Origin of the sequence: Methylomonas sp. EFPC3, assembly GCF_029643245.1 — a bacterium.
Classification (GTDB): domain Bacteria; phylum Pseudomonadota; class Gammaproteobacteria; order Methylococcales; family Methylomonadaceae; genus Methylomonas; species Methylomonas koyamae_B.
The window spans coordinates 298,530-316,137 of the sequence record NZ_CP116398.1; the positions used below are offsets into that span (position 1 = coordinate 298,530).

Below are 17,608 nucleotides of genomic sequence, written 5' to 3' on the forward strand. Positions count from 1 at the left end.
CGTCAATCTTCCCGATAGCAGGCGTTGGCGCTGGCGGTTTCCCAAAGCACCACTTGGTCGACGTTGAAGCCCTGCTGTTTGACGTACTGGTAAATCATTTTGCTGAGCACTTCGGCCGTGGGATGTTCGTCTATGGCCAAATATTGTTCGTTATTGGCGATCAGTGCCGGAATGATCGGGTCGTCTTTGTGCAACAGAAAATTATGGTCCAAGACGTCGTCGATAAAGCTTTCGACGCAGGCTTTGACGTCGGAAAAATCGCAGACCATGCCTTGCTGGTTGAGTTGTTCCTGCCGAATCGAAATGCTGGCTTTGACGCTGTGGCCGTGCAGGTTTCGGCACTTGCCCGGATGATTCATCAGGCGGTGACCGTAACAAAAATAAACTTCTTTGGTGATGATATACATAGCGTGCGACTTCCTTGTGGAGCGGCGGATCGGGTCCTTAATTGCCTTTGATGCTTTTGATCGACGCGGCGATTTCGTAATTGCCGTCGTTTTGTTTGACGCTGCGCACGACTTCGATGAACGCGGTCATCGGCGGTGTGATCGGTGTTTTCGGCAGAATGCTCACTTCCAGAGCCAAGCCGATATCGAACGGGCGGGCGGCGATAAACGAGACGCCGGCGCCGCTCAGCGTGGTGCATCTGCCAGTGCTGACTTGGTCCGAGTCGGCCAACCGGTAAGTAATGTCGCAGTCGACGTCCATGCGGATGTAATCGCGTTTTTCATCATGAGTCAGCATTGAGTTCCTCCGATTCGAAGTGAGCGTGGTGGGTAAACGAACAATGGCGGGAGTGTACTATAAAAAAAACCGGTTCTGGGCAGGAAAACGTTGCGCTTGCACTTGACATGTTTATTTTGCCGAGCAGCTCAGGAATTTTGGGTTCCGTCGCCGGCCAGGCATTGGATAAGGGCGGATTTTGGGCTACGCGCCGGTGTCGGCGGTTGCCGGCACGCCCGGCCGTAATGCGCCTATTCCGTCAAGCCGGCAGCCTGCATATCGGCATGGTAAGACGACCTGACCAAAGGCGCGCTGGCAACCTGGCGGAAGCCCAATTCGCGGGCGATCTCGGCGTAACGGGCGAATTGGTCCGGATGGATGTATTCCCGCACCGGCAGATGGTCTTTGCTAGGCTGCAGATATTGGCCCAGCGTCAGCATGCTGCAACCGTGGGCCAGCAAATCCCGCATGACTTGCACCACTTCGGCTTCGGTTTCGCCTATCCCCAGCATCAGGCCGGATTTGGTCGGCACCTGCGGCAAGCGTTGTTTGTGCTGTTCCAGTAATTGCAGCGAGGTTGAATAATCGGCGCCTGGGCGGGCTTGCAGGTACAGGCGCGGCACCGTTTCCAGGTTGTGGTTGAATACGTCGCAAGGTTGGTTTTGCAAAATGTCGAGTGCTGTGCCCATCCGGCCGCGGAAATCCGGTACCAATACTTCGATCGTGGTTTGCGGCGAATTGGCCCGGACTTGGGCTATGCAGGCGGCAAAATGGCCGGCACCGCCGTCGCGCAAATCGTCGCGGTTGACCGAGGTGATGACGACGTATTTCAAGCCCATCGCGGCGATGGTCTCGGCCAGATTGGTCGGTTCTTCCGGGTCCAGCGGCTGCGGTTTGCCGTGGGCGACGTCGCAGAACGGGCAGCGCCGGGTGCATAAATCGCCCATGATCATGAAGGTCGCGGTACCGTGGCTGAAACATTCGCCCAGATTGGGGCAGGCAGCTTCTTCGCAGACGCTATGCAAACGGTGTTCGCGCAGCGATTGCTTGATCTTGTTGACTTGGTCGCCGCTCGGCAGTTTGACCCGAATCCAATCCGGCTTGCGCAACGGCGGTTCGCCGGTCTGTTCAACTTTGACCGGTATCCGCGACAGCTTGTCGGCTTTGCGTTGGTGGGTTTGCGGGGTGGTGCGGGACGGGGCGTTGAATGTCATGGTTCGATAGCCTTCAGCAATTGGTGGACCAGCGGCACCGCCAGTTCTTGAGTCGATATCTTAACCCCCAAATCCGCGAGTTGGGTCACTTGCAGTCCGGGGTAGCCGCAGGGGTTGATGTCTCGAAACGGGCCGAGATCCATCGCGTTGTTGATACTGATACCGTGATAACAGCAGCCGCGTTTGACGCGCAAGCCCAGCGAAGCGATCTTGCGGCCTGCGACGTATACCCCCGGCGCATCGGGTCTGGCCGCTGCCGATATACCGTATTGGCTCAGCGTGGCGATGGCGGCGTTTTCCAGCAGGCTGACCATTTGCCGCGGCCCTTGGTTCAAGCGGCGTAAATCGGCCAACAGATATACCACCAGTTGGCCGGGGCCGTGGTAAGTGACTTGGCCGCCGCGGTCGGATTCGACGACGGGGATGTCGGTGTTAGCCAGTAGATGTTCGCGTTTGCCGTTCAGACCCAGGGTGTAGACTGGCGGATGTTCGACGATCCAGATTTGATCCGGACTGTCCGGCAGTCGGTCGGCCGTGTGCTGTTGCATGGCGCGCCAGACTTCGACGTAGTCGCGCAGGCCCAACTGGCGCAGTTCGGTGTTGCCGTTCACGGGCGAACTTACAGCGCCATCAAGACGTCCGGGCAGGCGGTCAGGCCCAGATAGATTGCATCCAATTGTTCGCGGCTGGTGGCTTCGATGACGACGGTGACCGCCGTGTAATTGCCGCCTTTGCTGGGGCGGCTGGTGACGGCGCCCTCACGGATGTCCGGGACGTGGCGGCGAATGATTTCGACCACGATCGCGTCGAAGTCGTCGCGGCTTCTGCCCATGGCCTTGATCGGAAATTGGCAGGGAAATTCGAGTAAGGATTCGGATTCGGTCATGACAAAGCGTTCTTATAAGCTTGCAACAATTCGTCCATGCGTTTCCAGAGCGGGCCGGGTTTACCGTCGCCGATCGCGGCACCGTCCAGGTTTACCACCGGTACGATTTCGCGGGTGGAACTGACCACCCAGACTTCGCTGGCTTGTTGCAGCGCTTCCAGGGCGATGATGTCTTCCCGGTAAGAGATTTGGTGCGCTGCCGCCAATTCCAGAATCACGTCGCGGGTGATGCCCGGCAGGATTTCGTGGCCTTTCGGCGGCGTAATCAACTCGCCGTCGATAACGGCAAACAGATTGCTGGCAGCGCCTTCAATGACGTAACCGTTTTTGACCAGAATCGCTTCAGTGCAGCCGCGGTCGACGGCTTCCTGGCGTAGCAGGATGTTGGCCAGTAGCGTGATGGCTTTGATGTCGCACAATTGCCAGCGGGTGTCGTCCAACGTAATCGCTTTGATGCCTTCGCTACGGCCGGGGAAGGGCAGGATGTCGGCAGACATTGCGAACACGGTCGGCGTGGTCTGGGCCGGGAACGCGTGATCCCGTTTCGGCGCCCAGCCGCGGGTGACTTGCAGGTAAATGTATTGGTCGCGGCCGTCGTCGGCCAGTAGCGGCCGGAATATCGCTTCCCATTCGGCCACGCTATGCGCCAGCGGCAAACGGATACCGGCCAGGCTGTTGTTCAGGCGGGCGATGTGGTCTTCCAGCCGGAACAGGCGGCCTTTGTAGGCCGGAATTACTTCGTAGACGCCGTCGCCGAACAAAAAGCCGCGGTCCAGCACCGAGACCTTGGCCTCGGCCAGCGGCAGGTATTCGCCGTTTAGATAGACTTGTTGCGTCATTCCTTCTCCAGCAAACCGATCGCGGCATCGTACAGGCGACGGAACAGGCCGCCTTCGGCCACGCTATCCAACGCCACCAGAGGCTTGCTGGCAACCGGGTCGCCGGCCAGGGTAATGTTCAAACTGCCGACTACATCGCCTTTGTTGAGCGGGGCGAATACGCCTTTGTCGATCTGGGTCTCGGCTTTCAGTTCGTTGAAGTGCTTACGCGGTGCGGTCACGTACAGGTCTTCCGCCAAGCCGACGGCCAATTTCGATGTCACGCCTTTGCGAATCCGGGTTTCGGCCAAGGCCTTGCTGCCCTCGTACAAGCGGTGGGTTTCGAAGAAACGGAACCCGTAATTCAGCAGCGACTGGCTTTCGTTAGAGCGGGCATTGGCGCTGGCGGTACCCATCACCACCGAGATCAGGCGCATGTCTTCGCGTTTGGCCGAAGCCACCATGCAGTAGCCGGCGTCGTCGGTAAAGCCGGTTTTCAGGCCGTCGACCGACGGATCGCGCCACAGCAGCAGATTGCGGTTTTGTTGGGTGATGCCGTTGTAGGTGAATTCCTTTTGCGAATCCCAGCGGTAGTATTCCGGAAATTCGCGGATCACCGCCTGCGCCAGCAGCGCCAAATCCCGCGCCGAGCTGTAATGATTGGGGCTGGGCAGGCCGGTGGCGTTTTCGAAATGGCTGTTGGCCATGCCCAGGCGGCTGGCTTGTTCGTTCATCATCGTTGCGAACGTTTGCTCGCTGCCGGCGACGTGTTCGGCCAAGGCCACGCTGGCGTCGTTACCGGATTGGATGATCATGCCTTGCAGCAAGTCTTCGACCCGGACTTGTTTATTGACTTCGACAAACATTTTTGAGCCGCCGGTTTCCCAGGCGTTCTGGCTGATCGTGACTTTCTCGTCCAAGGTTAAATGTCCGGCTTTCAATTCGCGGAACACGACGTAGGCTGTCATGATTTTGGTCAAGCTGGCCGGTGCGACGCGCTTGTCGGCATCTTTCTCGGCCAGAATCCGGCTGCTGTCGAAATCCAACAAAAAGTAACTGGAGGCGGCGACGCTGGGGGCGGCCGGGGTGAAAATCGGGCCGGCGGCTGACAAAGACAGGCTGGTGAACAGTAACAGCAGCCCGCCAAACAGGCTGAATGTCATGCGAAGAGGGTGTCTCATGATTGCGATATTCGTATGTCGTTCGGGAAGCCGCTATTGTATCACCCCCGGCTCCCGCTTAGAAAAACCCGAACGCCGGGGCCGCAATACGCAAGCGGTGCGCGTTCCGGTCGGCGTCCGACGGCTAGCGTTCGCCGGCGCAAATCCTGAATCGGCAGGCGCAATCCTGCTGCGCCATACACGCCGTTTGTTCGATCGGACTCTCCAATAAGGTGCCGATCAGCGCCCGGTCGAATTCGCACAATTCCGGGAATTGCTGAGCCAAGTCGTGGTAGACGCAGTTCACCGCTTTCAAGCTGAGTTGGCCGTTTTCGGTTTCCAATTCGGCGCGGTAGCCCAGCGTCTGCATCAATTCGACCAAAGTCTGGCGTTTCGCTGCCGGATCTTTGCCATTGAACTGCGGTGCCAACGACTGCGCCAGATTGACGCCCATCCGCGCCAGCATTTGCCGCAGGGCGGCTTCGCCGAGTTCTGATTTCAGTTCCGCCAATAACAAGGTGCAGAACCAGCCGTATTGCTTCGGCAAGCGGTTACGTCCCAGCTCCGTCAATTTGTAACTGCGCGCCGGCCGGCCGCCGGTGCTGTTCAAGGCCGCTTCGGCGACCAGTTGTTCTTTTTCCAATCCGACTAAATGCTGTTTCACGGCATTGCGCGAAATCTGCATTTCGACGGCCAGTTCGTCGATGCTTAGCCCGTTCGATGCAGCGAGCAGTAAATTCAGGATTTGTTCTTGGCGGGAGCCGCTGGGTTGGGTCATGGCAATGCTGCAAGTCAAAGGCTGGAGATGGCGCAATTCTATGCCGGAATCGGTGCTCGGCAAAGTATCGGAAAAGCCGATAGCTAATATAAATAAGTTTTATAATACAAATATTGTAAAAGCGGTCGGGTTGGCTTATTCTGACCCCCGGCTTCGACAAGCCGTACCGATTCATCCATTCCATATAGGCAGAACAATATGAGCGAAACCACTGCAACTCTGTACGAACAACTAGGCGGCGAAGCCGCAGTCAATGCTGCGGTCGATATCTTCTACCGCAAAGTGCTGAGCGACCATCGCATCAACCGCTTCTTCGACCACACCGACATGGACAAACAGGCCGCCAAGCAAAAAGCCTTTTTGACGATGGCTTTCGGTGGTCCCAACAATTATTCCGGCGCCGACATGCGCCAGGCCCATGCTCATCTGGTGAAAAAACTGGGCCTGGACGACTCCCATTTCGACGCCGTGGTCGAAAATCTGGCGATGACCTTGCAGGAATTGAATGTGCCTCAGGCCTTGATCCAGCAAGTCGCGGCGATTGCCGAAACCACACGCAACGACGTGCTGGGCCGCTAAGCGGAGATGCAGGTCATGCAGACACGCAAGATTAGCGTCGGCCAGCGCGAATTGGGTTGCCGGCCGGGTGAATCGGTATTGGACGCTTTGCTGCGGGAACAGGTCGAGATTGCTTACGGTTGCCGGCAGGGCGCTTGCCAGAGCTGTATCGCCCGCAGCCTGGACGGAGCGCCGCCGGCCGCGGCCCAGGCCGGCTTGAAGGACGTGCTGCGCCATCAGAACCACTTTCTGGCCTGCCTGTGCTATCCGGAACGCGATATGGCGATCGGCATCGGTTCGCCGGAACAACGCTTCTGCCAAGCCACCGTGACCGGCAAGCAGTTGCTCAACGCCGAGACTTTGCTGCTGACGCTGCATACTGACCAATCTCTGGACTACTGCGCCGGCCAGTTCGTCAATTTGAAGCGCGGCGACGGTTTGCAGCGCAGTTATTCGATCGCCAACAACCGGGTCCACGCCCGCAACTTGACCTTTCATATCCGCCGGTTGGCCGGCGGCCGCTTTAGCGCATGGGCTCACGACGAACTGAAACTCGGCGATCTACTGGAAGTATCCGATCCGCAGGGCCTGTGTTACTACTTGCCCAGCGGGCAGCCGGGCAATTTGTTGTTGATTGGCACCGGCAGCGGCCTGGCGCCGTTGGCGGGTATCGTCAGCGAGGCCTTGCACCACGACCACGCCGGCCAGATCCATCTCTACCACGGTAGCCGGGAAATGGACGGTTTGTATTGGGTGGAGGAGATGCGCGGCCTGGCGGCGCAACACGCCAATTTCCATTACACGCCCTGCGTATCGCGCGGCGATGCCCCGGATGGCGTCGCCAGCGGACGAGCTAATGATGTGGCGATGAAGCAATTGCCTGATTTGAAGGGGTGGCGGGTCTACTTGTGCGGCCACCCGGACATGGTGCAGCAGAGCAAACGCCAGGCTTTCCTGAATGGCGCCAAATTCGACGACATTTATGCCGACGCGTTTCATGTGGCGTCGGCCACCTTGGACTAAGCGGCGAGCGTCGAATAATCCCGCTGCCGTTCGGCGGCGGCCAGGCCGCGCAGTTCAGCCAGCACTTGTTGCAGCACCGGCGAGTCGTTGTCGCGGCCGGACACCATGTAAGCCGGCAGCGTGAAACGCGGGCTATCCGCCACCGGATGCAGGCGGCCGGATTGTAGCAGCGGTGCTGCCAGACGGATCGGCAGAAAACAGGAGCCGCTGTTTTGCGCCAGGATCAATTGCAGCGCCATCCAGCCGATGTTAACCACTTGCGCCGAGCGTTCCAGGTTCGGAAAGGCGTTGCTGTGCTGGGCGTAAAAACCCGGCGCCCAATCGACGTAGATGTAGTCGTCGTTGGGCCAGGGCCGGTCCGGATCGGTGCTCAGTAGTAACAGGGTTTCGTCGAAGATGTGCTCCACCAGCAGGCCCGGGCTGTGTTGCGGCGTGTACATTAGGCCGATGTCCAGCGCGCCGGAAATCAGGCTGCGCATCAAATCTTCCTCGAAGCCGATATCGGTGCGGATCGAAACATCCGGCATTTGCCGCCGAATCGCACCGATCCATTCCGGCAACAAGCCTTCGCACAAGGCGATGCGGGCGCCGATGCTGACGCTGTCGCGGAAGCGGCTGGGCAAGCCGATGTCGTGGCGGGCCTGTTCCAGGGTCAGCAATAAGGCCTTGGCGTGGCGCAGAAAGCGCTGGCCGGGCTGGGTCAGGCTGGCGCCGGCCCGGTTGCGTAGGAACAAGGTAACGCCCAAATAGGCTTCCAGACGCTGAATCCGGGTGCTCACCGTCGATTGGGTCACGTACAGGCGGTTGGCGGCTTCCAGAAAACTGCCGTTGGCGGCGACGCTCAAAAAGGTTCTGATTTGGTCGATGTCCATGCGGTTTAGTATCGGTCTCCTCGATATTAAACTCCAATAAATATCGTTTGTCTTATCCGTGCTGGGTTTTTATAGTGAATAAATATATCGATTCGATCGTATATCCGATCTAGGAGTACAGCATGAAAACGACAACACACACCGATAAATACATTCGTGTCAATTCAAGATGGCTGCTGGGCTTGGCGCTGCCGTTGCTATTGGCAGCTTGTGCCGCGTCGCCGACAAAACCGGTCGCCTTTCAAACCAGCCAAATCCAGTCCTTGTTGATTGTGCCGGTCGCGGCACCGCCTCTGGAAGTCATACCCGACCTGCTGGAGCAACGCGACGCAGCGTATCGCCACACCCAGAATATGGCGATGGGCGTGGCGCCGGATAGGCAAAATTATCAGACTGCGGGCGGCATCGTCGTCGCCGGCATGCTGAGCAATGCGGCGGACGACGTCGATGCAATGATCGACGCTTTGCCGCCGACCGCCGCCGGTGGCCGCGCGGCTCAAACCCCGTGGACGCCGGAAAAGTCTGCGGCCGAAGCCTTGCAGGGCTTGTTGGCCCAATCTAACCGCGGTGCCGAATTGAGTCGCGACGGCTACCGATTGGCCGCGACGGATGATGCCAGCCTGCCACAATGGCGCCGAGCCATTCAAGCTTGGTATGCGCAGGATCTCAGCCAGACCAACTATGCGAGCCGTGGTCAATACGATGCCGTAATCGAATTGGGCGTGGGCCGTTACCGAATCTTCGAAGGCCAAACCTCGTTGCAACTGATGCTGAAACTGATCGATCCGGCCTCGGGCCGCGTGTTGGCCCGCACCCATTCCGAGAGCTTTCGGGTCGACGATGGCGCGCTGGCTTCGCTTCAACACGACGGTAAGGCATTCCGACAACTGATTGCTGAGATGGCGGTACCGCTGTTGCGGCAAAGTCTCGGCGATTTGGGGCTGCGTAATGTGTCGAACGCCAATCAGAGCTGAGAACGGGCAAGCAGATTGAAGGATGAGCGCCGATTACCCGAAACGGCTGCGCGGTTGGCGCTTCAGTTTATTCAACCTGCTGCTCGGCGGCGGTCATGCCTTGGTGATTTTCAACGCCGGCGCCTATATCGCCATGCTGCCCAGGGTCGCGGCCGGTTTGGGCGTGCCGCCCAGCTTCGGCACCTGGACCCAGACCGACTACATGATCGCGCTGGCCCTGGGCTTGCCGATCGGGGGCTGGCTGGGCCGCCGATTCGGCGAATACCGGCCGCTGATCTGGGCGTTCGCCGGTTTTGCGTTGGCCTCGTGGCTGTGCGCGCTCGCCGAAGACTTTCATCTGTATCTGGCGGCGCGAGTGGTGCTGGGCTTGTGCGGCGGCCTGACCCTGCCGTTGGGCCAGGCCTTGTTGCTCAAGGAATATCCGGACCAGCGCAAGTCGCTTGGTATCGGCGTTTGGAGCCTGTTTACTTTGACGCCGTTCACCTTCGGTCCGCCGCTGGGCGGCTGGGTGGCCGATTCGCTGGGTTGGCGCTGGCTGTTTTGGGGCAACATCCCGCTGGCGGTGGCGATTGCTGGGCTGCTGGGCGCCTTGCTGCATGGGCGCGGCGGGCCGCGCCTGCGGCAACGCTTGGATGTTCCGGGTTGCCTGATGGCGACAGCGATTTTATTCTGCGTGCAAGCCATTCTGAACCAGGGCAATGACTGGGATTGGGCCAATTCCGGTTACCTCCTGGCGCTGGGTGTCGGCGTGGTCGTGTTGTTGCTGTATTGGCTGATTTGGGAATGGGGTTGCCGCCGGCCGTTTCTAGATATTCGCTTGTTCGCCCGACGCAATTTTACGATCGGCGTGATCGGCTTGTGCGTCGGTTTTCTGTGTTTTCAGGGTTTGTTGTCGTTGCTGATCGTGCAATTGCAACTGGCGTTGGGTTACTCGTCGTTTCTGGCCGGCCTGGTGTTTTTGCCGATGGCGATTTTTGCCAAACCGATGGCCGGTATTTTTCATGAGGTAGTCAAGCGGGTCGATGCCCGCCTGTTGGCCAGCGCCAATCTATTGGGTTTTGCCGCCACTTATTTTTGGTTGAGCCGCTTCGACGACCCGGACAGCTTTGCCCAATTGTTCTGGCCGAAACTGCTGGAGGGTGCCTGTCTGGGCAGTTTTTTCGTGCCGTTGACCGCGTTGTTGTTGCACGGCATTCCGGCCGAGCGGCATTGGCGGGCGCTGGAATTGGCCAATCTGTTGCGTATCGCCGCCGGCGCAATCGGCATTGCCTTGCAAGGGGTGATTTTTTACCGGCGCACGCCGTTGCACATGACCCGTTTCGCCGAAAACCGCGGCGCTTGGTCGGATGCCGGTACGGACGCGCTGCAAACTTTGCTGGCCGGCGGCTTCGAGGCCGATACCGCGCTGGCTAAATTCGCCAAACTGGCGGGCAAGGCCCAAGCCATTCGCGGCCTGAACGATGCCTTCTGGTTGGCCGGCTGCATCTTCGTCGGGCTGGCGGCCTTGGTTTGGTTGGCCGAGCCGACCCGCGCCCCGGTTCGTGCCGCGCCGGCCATGCAACGCGCGCTGGAGGAAACCTTGGTGGAGGAGGATGCCTGATGGCCGTGGCGCACCGGTTCAGCTTGGGATTGTTGGCGATCGCTACAGGCGGCTGCGCGTTGTTCGGCGAGGACAGCCCTCGCGCCCAACTGGCGCCGATGCCGGCCATCGAGCAAACCTTGGCGCTTACCAGCGCCGAGATGGTCGCGCAAGACCGTTGGCCGGAGCAGCGCTGGTGGACGGCTTTCGGCAACGCCACGTTAAACGGCTTGATCGAAACCGCGCTGGCCGGCAATTCCAATCTGAAAGTCGCCGAGGCCCGTCTGCAGCAGGCCGAAACCTTGGCCGACTTTGAAGCTGCCGACCTGTATCCGACCGTAGACGCCAACGTCAGCTTTGCTGCGCAACGCTTTTCCGCCGACAGCGTGCAGGCTAAATTCGCCGGCCAGCACTTCCGCCACTTGTTGGTGAACCCGCTGGTGTTGCGCTACCACCTGGATTTTTGGGGGCGCGACCAGGCCAGTCTGCAAAGTGCGGTCGACCGCTCACTGGCCGCCAGTGCCGAACTGGCCGACGCCCGGCTGTTGCTGGCCGTGGCCGTGGCAGGAGCCTATTTCGATTTGCTGGCGGCCGCCGAAAAAGCAGAATTGGCGGAACATATCGTCGCCGATCAGGACACGCTTTACCGGTTGGAACAGAGCCGCCGCGCCGCCGGTTTGATCGCCGAAGCGCCGCTGTGGCAAGCCGAACGCAATCTGCGCGCGGCCCAACAGGTGGCGGCCGGTTTGCACGCCGAACAGGAATTACGCCGTAACCAATTGGCCGCGTTGGCCGGGCAGGGTGCCGATTGGGGAACGCGGATCGGTATCGACGCCAAGGTCGTTCCGCAAGCGCTGGCCTTGCCGGCCGATCTGCCGTTGCGATTGCTGGCGCGGCGGCCGGATCTGCATGCCGCGCGCTTGCAGGCCGAGGCCGCCGCCGAGGATATTCATGTCGCCAAAACCGCGTTTTATCCGGATGTCAATTTGCTGGCGTTCACCGGCTTTCACAGCGTCAGCCTGACCGATATCGCCTTGCAAGGCTCGAGTCTGGCCTATGCCGTCGGCCCGTCCGTCGAGTTGCCGATTTTCGAGGGCGGCCGCTTGCGCGCCCAACTCGGTTACCGGGAAGCCAGCTACGACTTGGCGGTACAGCGCTATAACGCCGGCTTGTTGCGCGCGGTGCAGGATGTTGCCGACGCTTTGAGCCGTTGGCGCGAACTGGCCGTCAAAGTCGCCGCACAGCAGCAAGCTTTGGCGGCCGCCGAAGCGCAAAGCCGGCTCAGCGACAGCCTGACCCGCAACGGTTTGCACGATCGCGGCAAGCCTGTGCTGGCGCGGCTCGAAGCCAAGCGCGAGCGCCTGCTGCTGGCCGGCTTGGCGGCCGAACAACATAAAAACGCGGTCAGCCTGATCAAAGCCTTGGGCGGCGGTTACCAAGCAGCCGCCGAATCCGCAAACCAACCCTGAACCCCTATGCAGAAAACGATTCGCCCGCGCGAGATTCTCCAGCAGCGTCGCCGCCGGCTGCGCTTTGTCACCATGATGTTGCTGCTGGCAGCGCTTGCTTACGGACTCTATTGGTGGCTCACGCAACGCGATTGGGTAAAGACCGACGATGCCTTCATCGCCGGGCATTTGATCGGGGTCAAGGCCCAGGTCGACGGCACGGTGGTCGAGATCCTGGCCGAGAATACCCAAGCGGTTAGCAAAGGCGATGTGCTGGTGCGGCTGGACGGCAGCTACGCGCGGGTGGCGATGCAACAGGCCGAAGCCGAGTTGGCGAAAACCGTGCGCGAGTTTTACATGCAGAAAGCCCGGTTGGCGAGTTTGGGGCAGCGCCTGGCGGCCAAGCAAGCTGCGGTGGCTCAAGTCGAACATGATTTGCAACGCTTTAAAGCCGCGGCCGGCGACGGTGCGGTGTCCGACCAGCAAGTACAGAATGCCGAAGACAAATTGCGCGAATTGGCGGCGGCGATACGCGAGACCAGCGCCGAGCAGGACGGCGTGGCTGCCCAGTTGCGCGATTCCGGCGTCGAGGACTATCCGGCGGTGGCACAGGCCAAGAGTCGCTTGCGCCGGGCTTATCTGGATTACCAGCGGCGCGAGGTGCGGGCGCCGGTGGCGGGCTATGTCGCCAAGCGCAAGGTACAGGTCGGCGACAATTTGCATGCCGGCGCGGCCTTGATGGTGGTGGTGCCGCTGGACGAGCTTTGGGTCGAAGCCAATTTTCTGGAAACCCAGATTGCCGATATTCGTCCGGGGCAGGCCGCCGAGATTCGGGTCGATGCCTTTGGTAGCGAACGTTTGTACCACGGCCGGGTACAGGGCTTGAATCCCGGTTCCGGCAGTAGTTTCGCACTGTTGCCGACCGATAACGCCACCGGCAATTTTATTCACATTGCCGAGCGGGTGCAGGTACGGATTGCGCTGGCGCCGGACGAATTGCGCGCCGCGCCGTTACAGCCGGGATTATCGACTTTGACCCGGGTGCAAATTGCCGGTGGTGGTGCGTCGGCGTTGGCATCGGAGGTGACTTTGGCCGGAGCCGCCTACCGCACCGATATTTACGACCACGAACTGGATGGGGTCGAGGACAAAATCGGCCAGATTATCGCCGCTAACCGGTCCTGACCGAGCCGTTGCCGCCGGTCGGAATAACCGTAAAAATTGCTGCAATTCACGGCCTGTCCGTGTATCTTTGTGGATTGGTTAACATAACCATAACGAAAAGTTTAACCGCCAGCCCGACAGGGGCGGCTTTCTCGACTGTTTAACTCACGGATCAACCATGTGTTTTAGCGCCAATATGTCTTTGGGATTGGGGGTGGCCGGCTTGGTCGCGTCCAGCGTCACGTTTCTGGATAAGGACGAAACCTTTTGGGTCAGACTGGCCCGGGCCTATGCGATTTTCCATTTTTCGCTGATGGAATTCATTCAGTATTTCGCCTATCCGGTCGCCGACCAGTGCGGCTACGGCACTAATTTATTGCTCAGCGAATTGTCGTCGGTGCACATCAGCTTGCAGGCTTTTGCGATCATGCCGGCTTTGGCGACGTATTCGACCGATCCCAATGCCTTACGCAAAGCCTTTTTCGTCGGTTCCAGTCTGAGCGGCTTGTTCTTGATTCTGACCCGCTTGCCCAACGATTGGCAGTTGTTCGGTATCGATCCCAACTTCATCGGCCGGATGCAGTCGTGCCTGTTCATGGGGATTTACCATATCGGCTATGCGATCTCCAGCGCCTTCGGCTTGCTGGTCACTCACGGCTCGTTGTTTGCGCTGGCGTTGAGCGGCTTTGTCTGGAAAAACAATTGGCGGATCGGCACCTACCATTGCTTTGGGGCATTGATGACCTTGTTCGTGCCGCAGTGGCTGTTCGGCGTTTCGACTGGCGAAGCGGCGGCGATGTATTGCTTTTACTCGATTCCGATCACGGCCAGTTTCATGCCGCAATTCAAACAGATTTTCATCGGCAGGGCCGCTAATTCGGCCGACGGTATGCCGGCGCGGCAGGAGTCTTAGCCGGTCAATGCCAGGCTTCTCTGAAACGCCGGTAAAATTCGGGGTCGCTGACCGTGGCCCCGCGTTGTCCGACGATGGCCGAGGCGAAATCTTGGGCGCGTTCCAGCGCCGACGCCAGCGGCCAACCGCGGGCTATCCCCATCAGCAACACTGCGGCAAAGGCGTCGCCGGCGCCGACCGTGTCGACCACCGTCACGCTGCCGGCCGGTTTCACTTCGACAAATTCGCCGCCCGCGGTCAGCGCTAGTGCGCCATGCTCGCCGCGAGTCACCACCACGCCCTGCAAATCGTAACGTTGTTGCAATAGCAGCAGTTTGCTGTCGATGGCTTGGTGCTCCGGCAGCAACAATGCCAGCTCTTCGTCGTTCAACTTCAACCAATCGGCATCGGCTATCCATGTGTGAATGTCGTCCGCATTCCACCAGGGCGCGCGCAGATTGACGTCGAAAAACACCGGGCCGCGCCATTGGGGTTTGATCTGTTCGAAAGTCGCGCGGGATACGCCATGCCGTAGCGCCAGACTGCCGTGGTAGAGCAAGCCTGACTCGTGGCCGATGGGCAATTCCGGGGCGGCAATGTAGTCGTAAGCTTGCTCCGCCAGAATATGGTAACTCGGCTGGCCGTTGTCGATACTGACTGTCACGCTACCGGTCGGGCGGGCGGCGTCTATCTCCACCCCATTTTGGCGCATGCCCTGGGTTTGCATGGCCGCCAACAATTCCGCCCCGGCCGAATCCCGGCCGATGCGGCTGACGAATAAGGGTTCGGCGCCCAAGCCTTGCAAATGCCAGGCAACGTTGAACGGTGCGCCGCCGAGAATCCGGCTGCCGTCCGCAAAACAATCGAACAGCGCTTCGCCGAAAATGGTGATCGAATCTGCCGGCATGGTGTCAGCCTCATAATAAAGGTGTGGGGCGGCAACCTTAGCCAATCGGCCGAAAAATGGCAATCGGTTGCGGTTGGCAAACGGGCCGACGGTCGTTTTAAGGGCGGCAGCTGACGTCTTATGCACCGGATTGGTGCGCTGGTTTCGGGTTGTCTGTCGACGCCTATTTAACCGGCTGATAAATCAGCATTAATTTGTTTGGCATGTGGTTTGCTCTGGGTTAAGTCATGAATACACAAAATATTTTCGATGAAATGCGGGCCGGAGACGGCCAGGTGCGACGCCTGTATCAACCGTTTTCGGAGTGGCTGAAAGGTGTCGATCATGCTCAACTGATGCAGAAATCCCGTGAAGCGGAAATGCTGTTCCGCCGGGTTGGTATCACGTTCAACGTTTACGGCGAGGAAGCCGGTGCCGAACGCTTGATTCCGTTCGACGTGATTCCGCGGATACTGGCGGCCAACGAATGGCGCCAGCTTTCGGCCGGCGTGATTCAACGCGTCGCGGCCTTGAACGCTTTTCTGAACGATCTGTACCACGATCAGGAAATCATCAAGGCCGGCATTGTGCCGGCGACCATTCTGGAAAACGAAATGTATCGGCCGGAAATGCAGGGTGTCGACGTGCCGGGCGGGATCTATGCCCACATTGCCGGCATCGATATCGTCCGGACTGAAGAGAACCAATTTTACGTATTGGAAGACAATCTGCGCACGCCTTCCGGTGTGTCGTACATGCTGGAAAACCGCAAGATGATGATGCGGTTGTTTCCGGAACTATTCCGTCGTTATGCGGTGGCGCCGGTCGAGCATTATCCGCAAGTGTTGCTGAACAATTTGCGCGCCGTGGCGCAACCGGGCGTGCCCGATCCGGTGGTGGTGTTGTTGACGCCGGGCGCCTATAACAGTGCTTATTTCGAGCACGCATTTTTGGCGCAACAAATGGGTATCGAATTGGTGGAGGGCCAGGACCTGTTCTGTAGAGACAATGCCGTGTTCATGCGCACTACCGAAGGACCGAAACGGGTGGATGTGATTTACCGCCGGATCGACGACGATTTTCTCGACCCGTTGGCGTTCCGCGAGGATTCCATGCTCGGCGTACCAGGGCTGGTTTCGGTTTACCGCAACGGCGGCGTGACTTTGGCCAATGCGATCGGCGCCGGCGTTGCCGACGACAAATCGACCTATACCTACGTACCGGACATGGTTCGCTTTTACCTGGGCGAAGAGCCGATATTATCCAACGTGCCGACCTACAAGCTGGAAAACCCGGACGACTTGAAATATGTATTAGAGCATCTGGCCGAACTGGTGGTGAAAGAGGTGCAGGGCTCCGGCGGTTACGGCATGTTGGTTGGCCCGACTGCTTCCAAACAGCAAATCGAAGATTTCCGGGCCCGGATTCTGGCCGAACCGGACAATTACATCGCCCAGCCCACTTTGGCCTTGTCGACCTGTCCGACTTTGGTCGAGCAGGGTGTGGCGCCGCGCCACGTCGATCTGCGGCCATTCGTGTTGTCCGGCAAGACCGTAACGCTGGTGCCGGGCGGATTGTGCCGGGTGGCGATGCGGGAGGGGTCGTTGGTGGTCAATTCCTCGCAAGGGGGCGGTACCAAGGACACCTGGGTGTTGAACGGAGATAAACCATGCTGAGCCGTACCGCCGATCATTTATATTGGATGGCCCGCTATATCGAGCGTGCCGAAAACATGGCTCGGGTGCTGGATGTGACCGACCGCATGTCGCTGGTCGCCAACAGCGCCTATGACGAGGCGGCGCGCTGGAAGCCGCCGGTATTGATCGCTGACGACGTTGCCGCGTTCGAGCGCGATTACGGCAGTTACACGGCGGCGAACGTGATGCGTTATATGGCCTTGGACGAACGCAATCCGTCCAGCATCGTCAGCGCGCTGGGGGCGGCACGGGAGAACGCCAGGGCGGTGCGAGTGGCGATGTCGTCGGAGATGTGGGAAACGGTCAACGCGCTGTGGCTGGAATTGCGGCAACGGATCCGGCTGGGCCTGCGCGAGGCCGATATCGGCGAATTTTGCGATTGGGTCAAGTCGCGCTCGCACCTGTTCCGCGGCGTGACCTTCGGTACCATGTTGCGCGACGACGGCTATAAATTCGTGCGGCTGGGCAGTTTCGTTGAACGCGCCGACAATACCGCGCGGTTGCTGGATGCCAAGTTTCAGTTGCTGCTGCCTAACGAAGATCCGGCCGCCGAGGTGGATTACTACGAATGGAGTTCGTTGTTGCGCTCGGTGTCGGCGTTCGAGGCCTATCAAAAAGTTTACCGAGATACGATAGAACCGACCAAAGTCGCCGAATTGTTGGTGTTGCGCGACGATATGCCGCGGTCGCTGCATGCCTGCTACGACGAGTTGGCGCCGATTCTGGAACAGCTCTGCCGCCAGCCCGGCTGCGAATGTTTGCGTTTGGCCGGCGAGAACCATGCCCGGCTGCATTTCGGCCGGATTACCCACATCTTCAATAGCGGACTGCACGAGTTTTTGCAGGATTTTATCGCCCGTAACAATGCGCTCGGCATCGAGATTCAGCGTGCGTTTTTGAATAGCCCGGATTGAACCGCCGGGGAATTGCGGCTGG

The 17,608-nt window shown here is 59.4% G+C and carries 19 protein-coding genes; 9 read left to right on the forward strand and 10 right to left on the reverse strand.

Going from position 1 to position 17,608, the window contains the following annotated elements; all coding sequences use genetic code 11:
* Positions 1–2: 2 nt before the first annotated feature.
* From PL263_RS01365 to PL263_RS01400, 8 genes are all read right to left on the reverse strand, one after another.
* Positions 3–407 (reverse strand): 6-carboxytetrahydropterin synthase, encoded by a 405-nt coding sequence (locus tag PL263_RS01365; RefSeq protein WP_278211332.1) that lies wholly within the window; start codon positions 405–407, stop codon positions 3–5.
* A gap of 37 nt (positions 408–444) precedes the next feature.
* Positions 445–744 (reverse strand): PilZ domain-containing protein, encoded by a 300-nt coding sequence (locus PL263_RS01370; protein ID WP_140910572.1) that lies wholly within the window; start codon positions 742–744, stop codon positions 445–447.
* A gap of 230 nt (positions 745–974) precedes the next feature.
* On the reverse strand, positions 975–1,937 hold the full coding sequence (lipA, locus tag PL263_RS01375) for a lipoyl synthase (RefSeq protein ID WP_278211333.1): 963 nt from the start codon (positions 1,935–1,937) through the stop codon (positions 975–977).
* Positions 1,934–2,485 carry a lipoyl(octanoyl) transferase LipB gene (lipB, locus tag PL263_RS01380; protein WP_278212844.1) on the reverse strand — a complete coding sequence of 184 codons (552 nt, stop codon included), beginning with the start codon at positions 2,483–2,485 and terminating at the stop codon, positions 1,934–1,936. The genes lipA and lipB overlap by 4 nt, the downstream gene beginning before the upstream one ends.
* Before the next feature lie 71 nt (positions 2,486–2,556).
* Positions 2,557–2,823, reverse strand: a complete 267-nt coding sequence (locus PL263_RS01385; protein WP_140910575.1) for a DUF493 domain-containing protein — start codon at positions 2,821–2,823, stop codon at positions 2,557–2,559.
* Positions 2,820–3,662 (reverse strand): D-amino acid aminotransferase, encoded by an 843-nt coding sequence (locus tag PL263_RS01390; protein WP_278211334.1) that lies wholly within the window; start codon positions 3,660–3,662, stop codon positions 2,820–2,822. Before PL263_RS01390 ends, PL263_RS01385 begins: the two co-directional genes overlap by 4 nt.
* Entirely contained in the window at positions 3,659–4,822 is a 1,164-nt protein-coding gene (locus tag PL263_RS01395) for a D-alanyl-D-alanine carboxypeptidase family protein (RefSeq protein WP_278211335.1), read from the reverse strand. The genes PL263_RS01390 and PL263_RS01395 overlap by 4 nt, the downstream gene beginning before the upstream one ends.
* A 124-nt stretch (positions 4,823–4,946) precedes the next feature.
* Complete coding sequence (locus PL263_RS01400) at positions 4,947–5,579, reverse strand: HTH domain-containing protein (RefSeq protein WP_140910578.1); 633 nt, start codon at positions 5,577–5,579, stop codon at positions 4,947–4,949.
* Positions 5,580–5,777: 198 nt separating this feature from the next.
* Between PL263_RS01400 and PL263_RS01405 the strand changes: the two genes are divergently transcribed.
* Positions 5,778–6,158, forward strand: coding sequence for a group 1 truncated hemoglobin (locus tag PL263_RS01405; RefSeq protein ID WP_140910579.1), 381 nt, complete (start codon positions 5,778–5,780; stop codon positions 6,156–6,158).
* A 15-nt stretch (positions 6,159–6,173) separates the two neighbouring features.
* A complete protein-coding gene (locus PL263_RS01410; protein ID WP_278211336.1) occupies positions 6,174–7,160 on the forward strand; it encodes a 2Fe-2S iron-sulfur cluster-binding protein in 987 nt (328 codons plus the stop codon).
* Here the strand turns inward: PL263_RS01410 and PL263_RS01415 are convergent.
* Entirely contained in the window at positions 7,157–8,032 is an 876-nt protein-coding gene (locus PL263_RS01415; protein WP_278211337.1) for a LysR family transcriptional regulator, read from the reverse strand. The two genes, PL263_RS01410 and PL263_RS01415, sit on opposite strands and share 4 nt — an antisense overlap.
* A 122-nt stretch (positions 8,033–8,154) precedes the next feature.
* Here PL263_RS01415 and PL263_RS01420 point away from each other — a divergent pair, with 122 nt between their 5' ends.
* The 5 genes from PL263_RS01420 (at position 8,155) to PL263_RS01440 (ending at position 14,110) form a co-directional block, all read left to right on the forward strand.
* A complete protein-coding gene (locus PL263_RS01420; RefSeq protein ID WP_278211338.1) occupies positions 8,155–9,006 on the forward strand; it encodes a hypothetical protein in 852 nt (283 codons plus the stop codon).
* A 22-nt stretch (positions 9,007–9,028) separates the two neighbouring features.
* Positions 9,029–10,606, forward strand: a complete 1,578-nt coding sequence (locus PL263_RS01425; RefSeq protein WP_278211339.1) for a DHA2 family efflux MFS transporter permease subunit — start codon at positions 9,029–9,031, stop codon at positions 10,604–10,606.
* Entirely contained in the window at positions 10,606–12,054 is a 1,449-nt protein-coding gene (locus PL263_RS01430) for an efflux transporter outer membrane subunit (protein ID WP_278211340.1), read from the forward strand. The genes PL263_RS01425 and PL263_RS01430 overlap by 1 nt, the downstream gene beginning before the upstream one ends.
* Before the next feature lie 6 nt (positions 12,055–12,060).
* Positions 12,061–13,218, forward strand: coding sequence for an HlyD family efflux transporter periplasmic adaptor subunit (locus PL263_RS01435; RefSeq protein ID WP_278211341.1), 1,158 nt, complete (start codon positions 12,061–12,063; stop codon positions 13,216–13,218).
* Positions 13,219–13,375: 157 nt separating this feature from the next.
* Positions 13,376–14,110: a DUF5765 domain-containing protein gene (locus PL263_RS01440; RefSeq protein WP_140910585.1), complete on the forward strand. Its 735-nt coding sequence runs from the start codon at positions 13,376–13,378 to the stop codon at positions 14,108–14,110.
* Positions 14,111–14,114: 4 nt separating this feature from the next.
* Here the strand turns inward: PL263_RS01440 and PL263_RS01445 are convergent, their stop codons facing one another.
* Entirely contained in the window at positions 14,115–14,996 is an 882-nt protein-coding gene (locus PL263_RS01445) for a carbohydrate kinase (protein ID WP_278211342.1), read from the reverse strand.
* Between the two features lie 227 nt (positions 14,997–15,223).
* Between PL263_RS01445 and PL263_RS01450 the strand changes: the two genes are divergently transcribed.
* Both PL263_RS01450 and PL263_RS01455 read left to right on the forward strand, forming a co-directional pair.
* Positions 15,224–16,651: a circularly permuted type 2 ATP-grasp protein gene (locus PL263_RS01450; RefSeq protein ID WP_278211343.1), complete on the forward strand. Its 1,428-nt coding sequence runs from the start codon at positions 15,224–15,226 to the stop codon at positions 16,649–16,651.
* On the forward strand, positions 16,645–17,586 hold the full coding sequence (locus PL263_RS01455) for an alpha-E domain-containing protein (protein ID WP_278211344.1): 942 nt from the start codon (positions 16,645–16,647) through the stop codon (positions 17,584–17,586). The genes PL263_RS01450 and PL263_RS01455 overlap by 7 nt, the downstream gene beginning before the upstream one ends.
* Positions 17,587–17,608 lie beyond the last annotated feature (22 nt).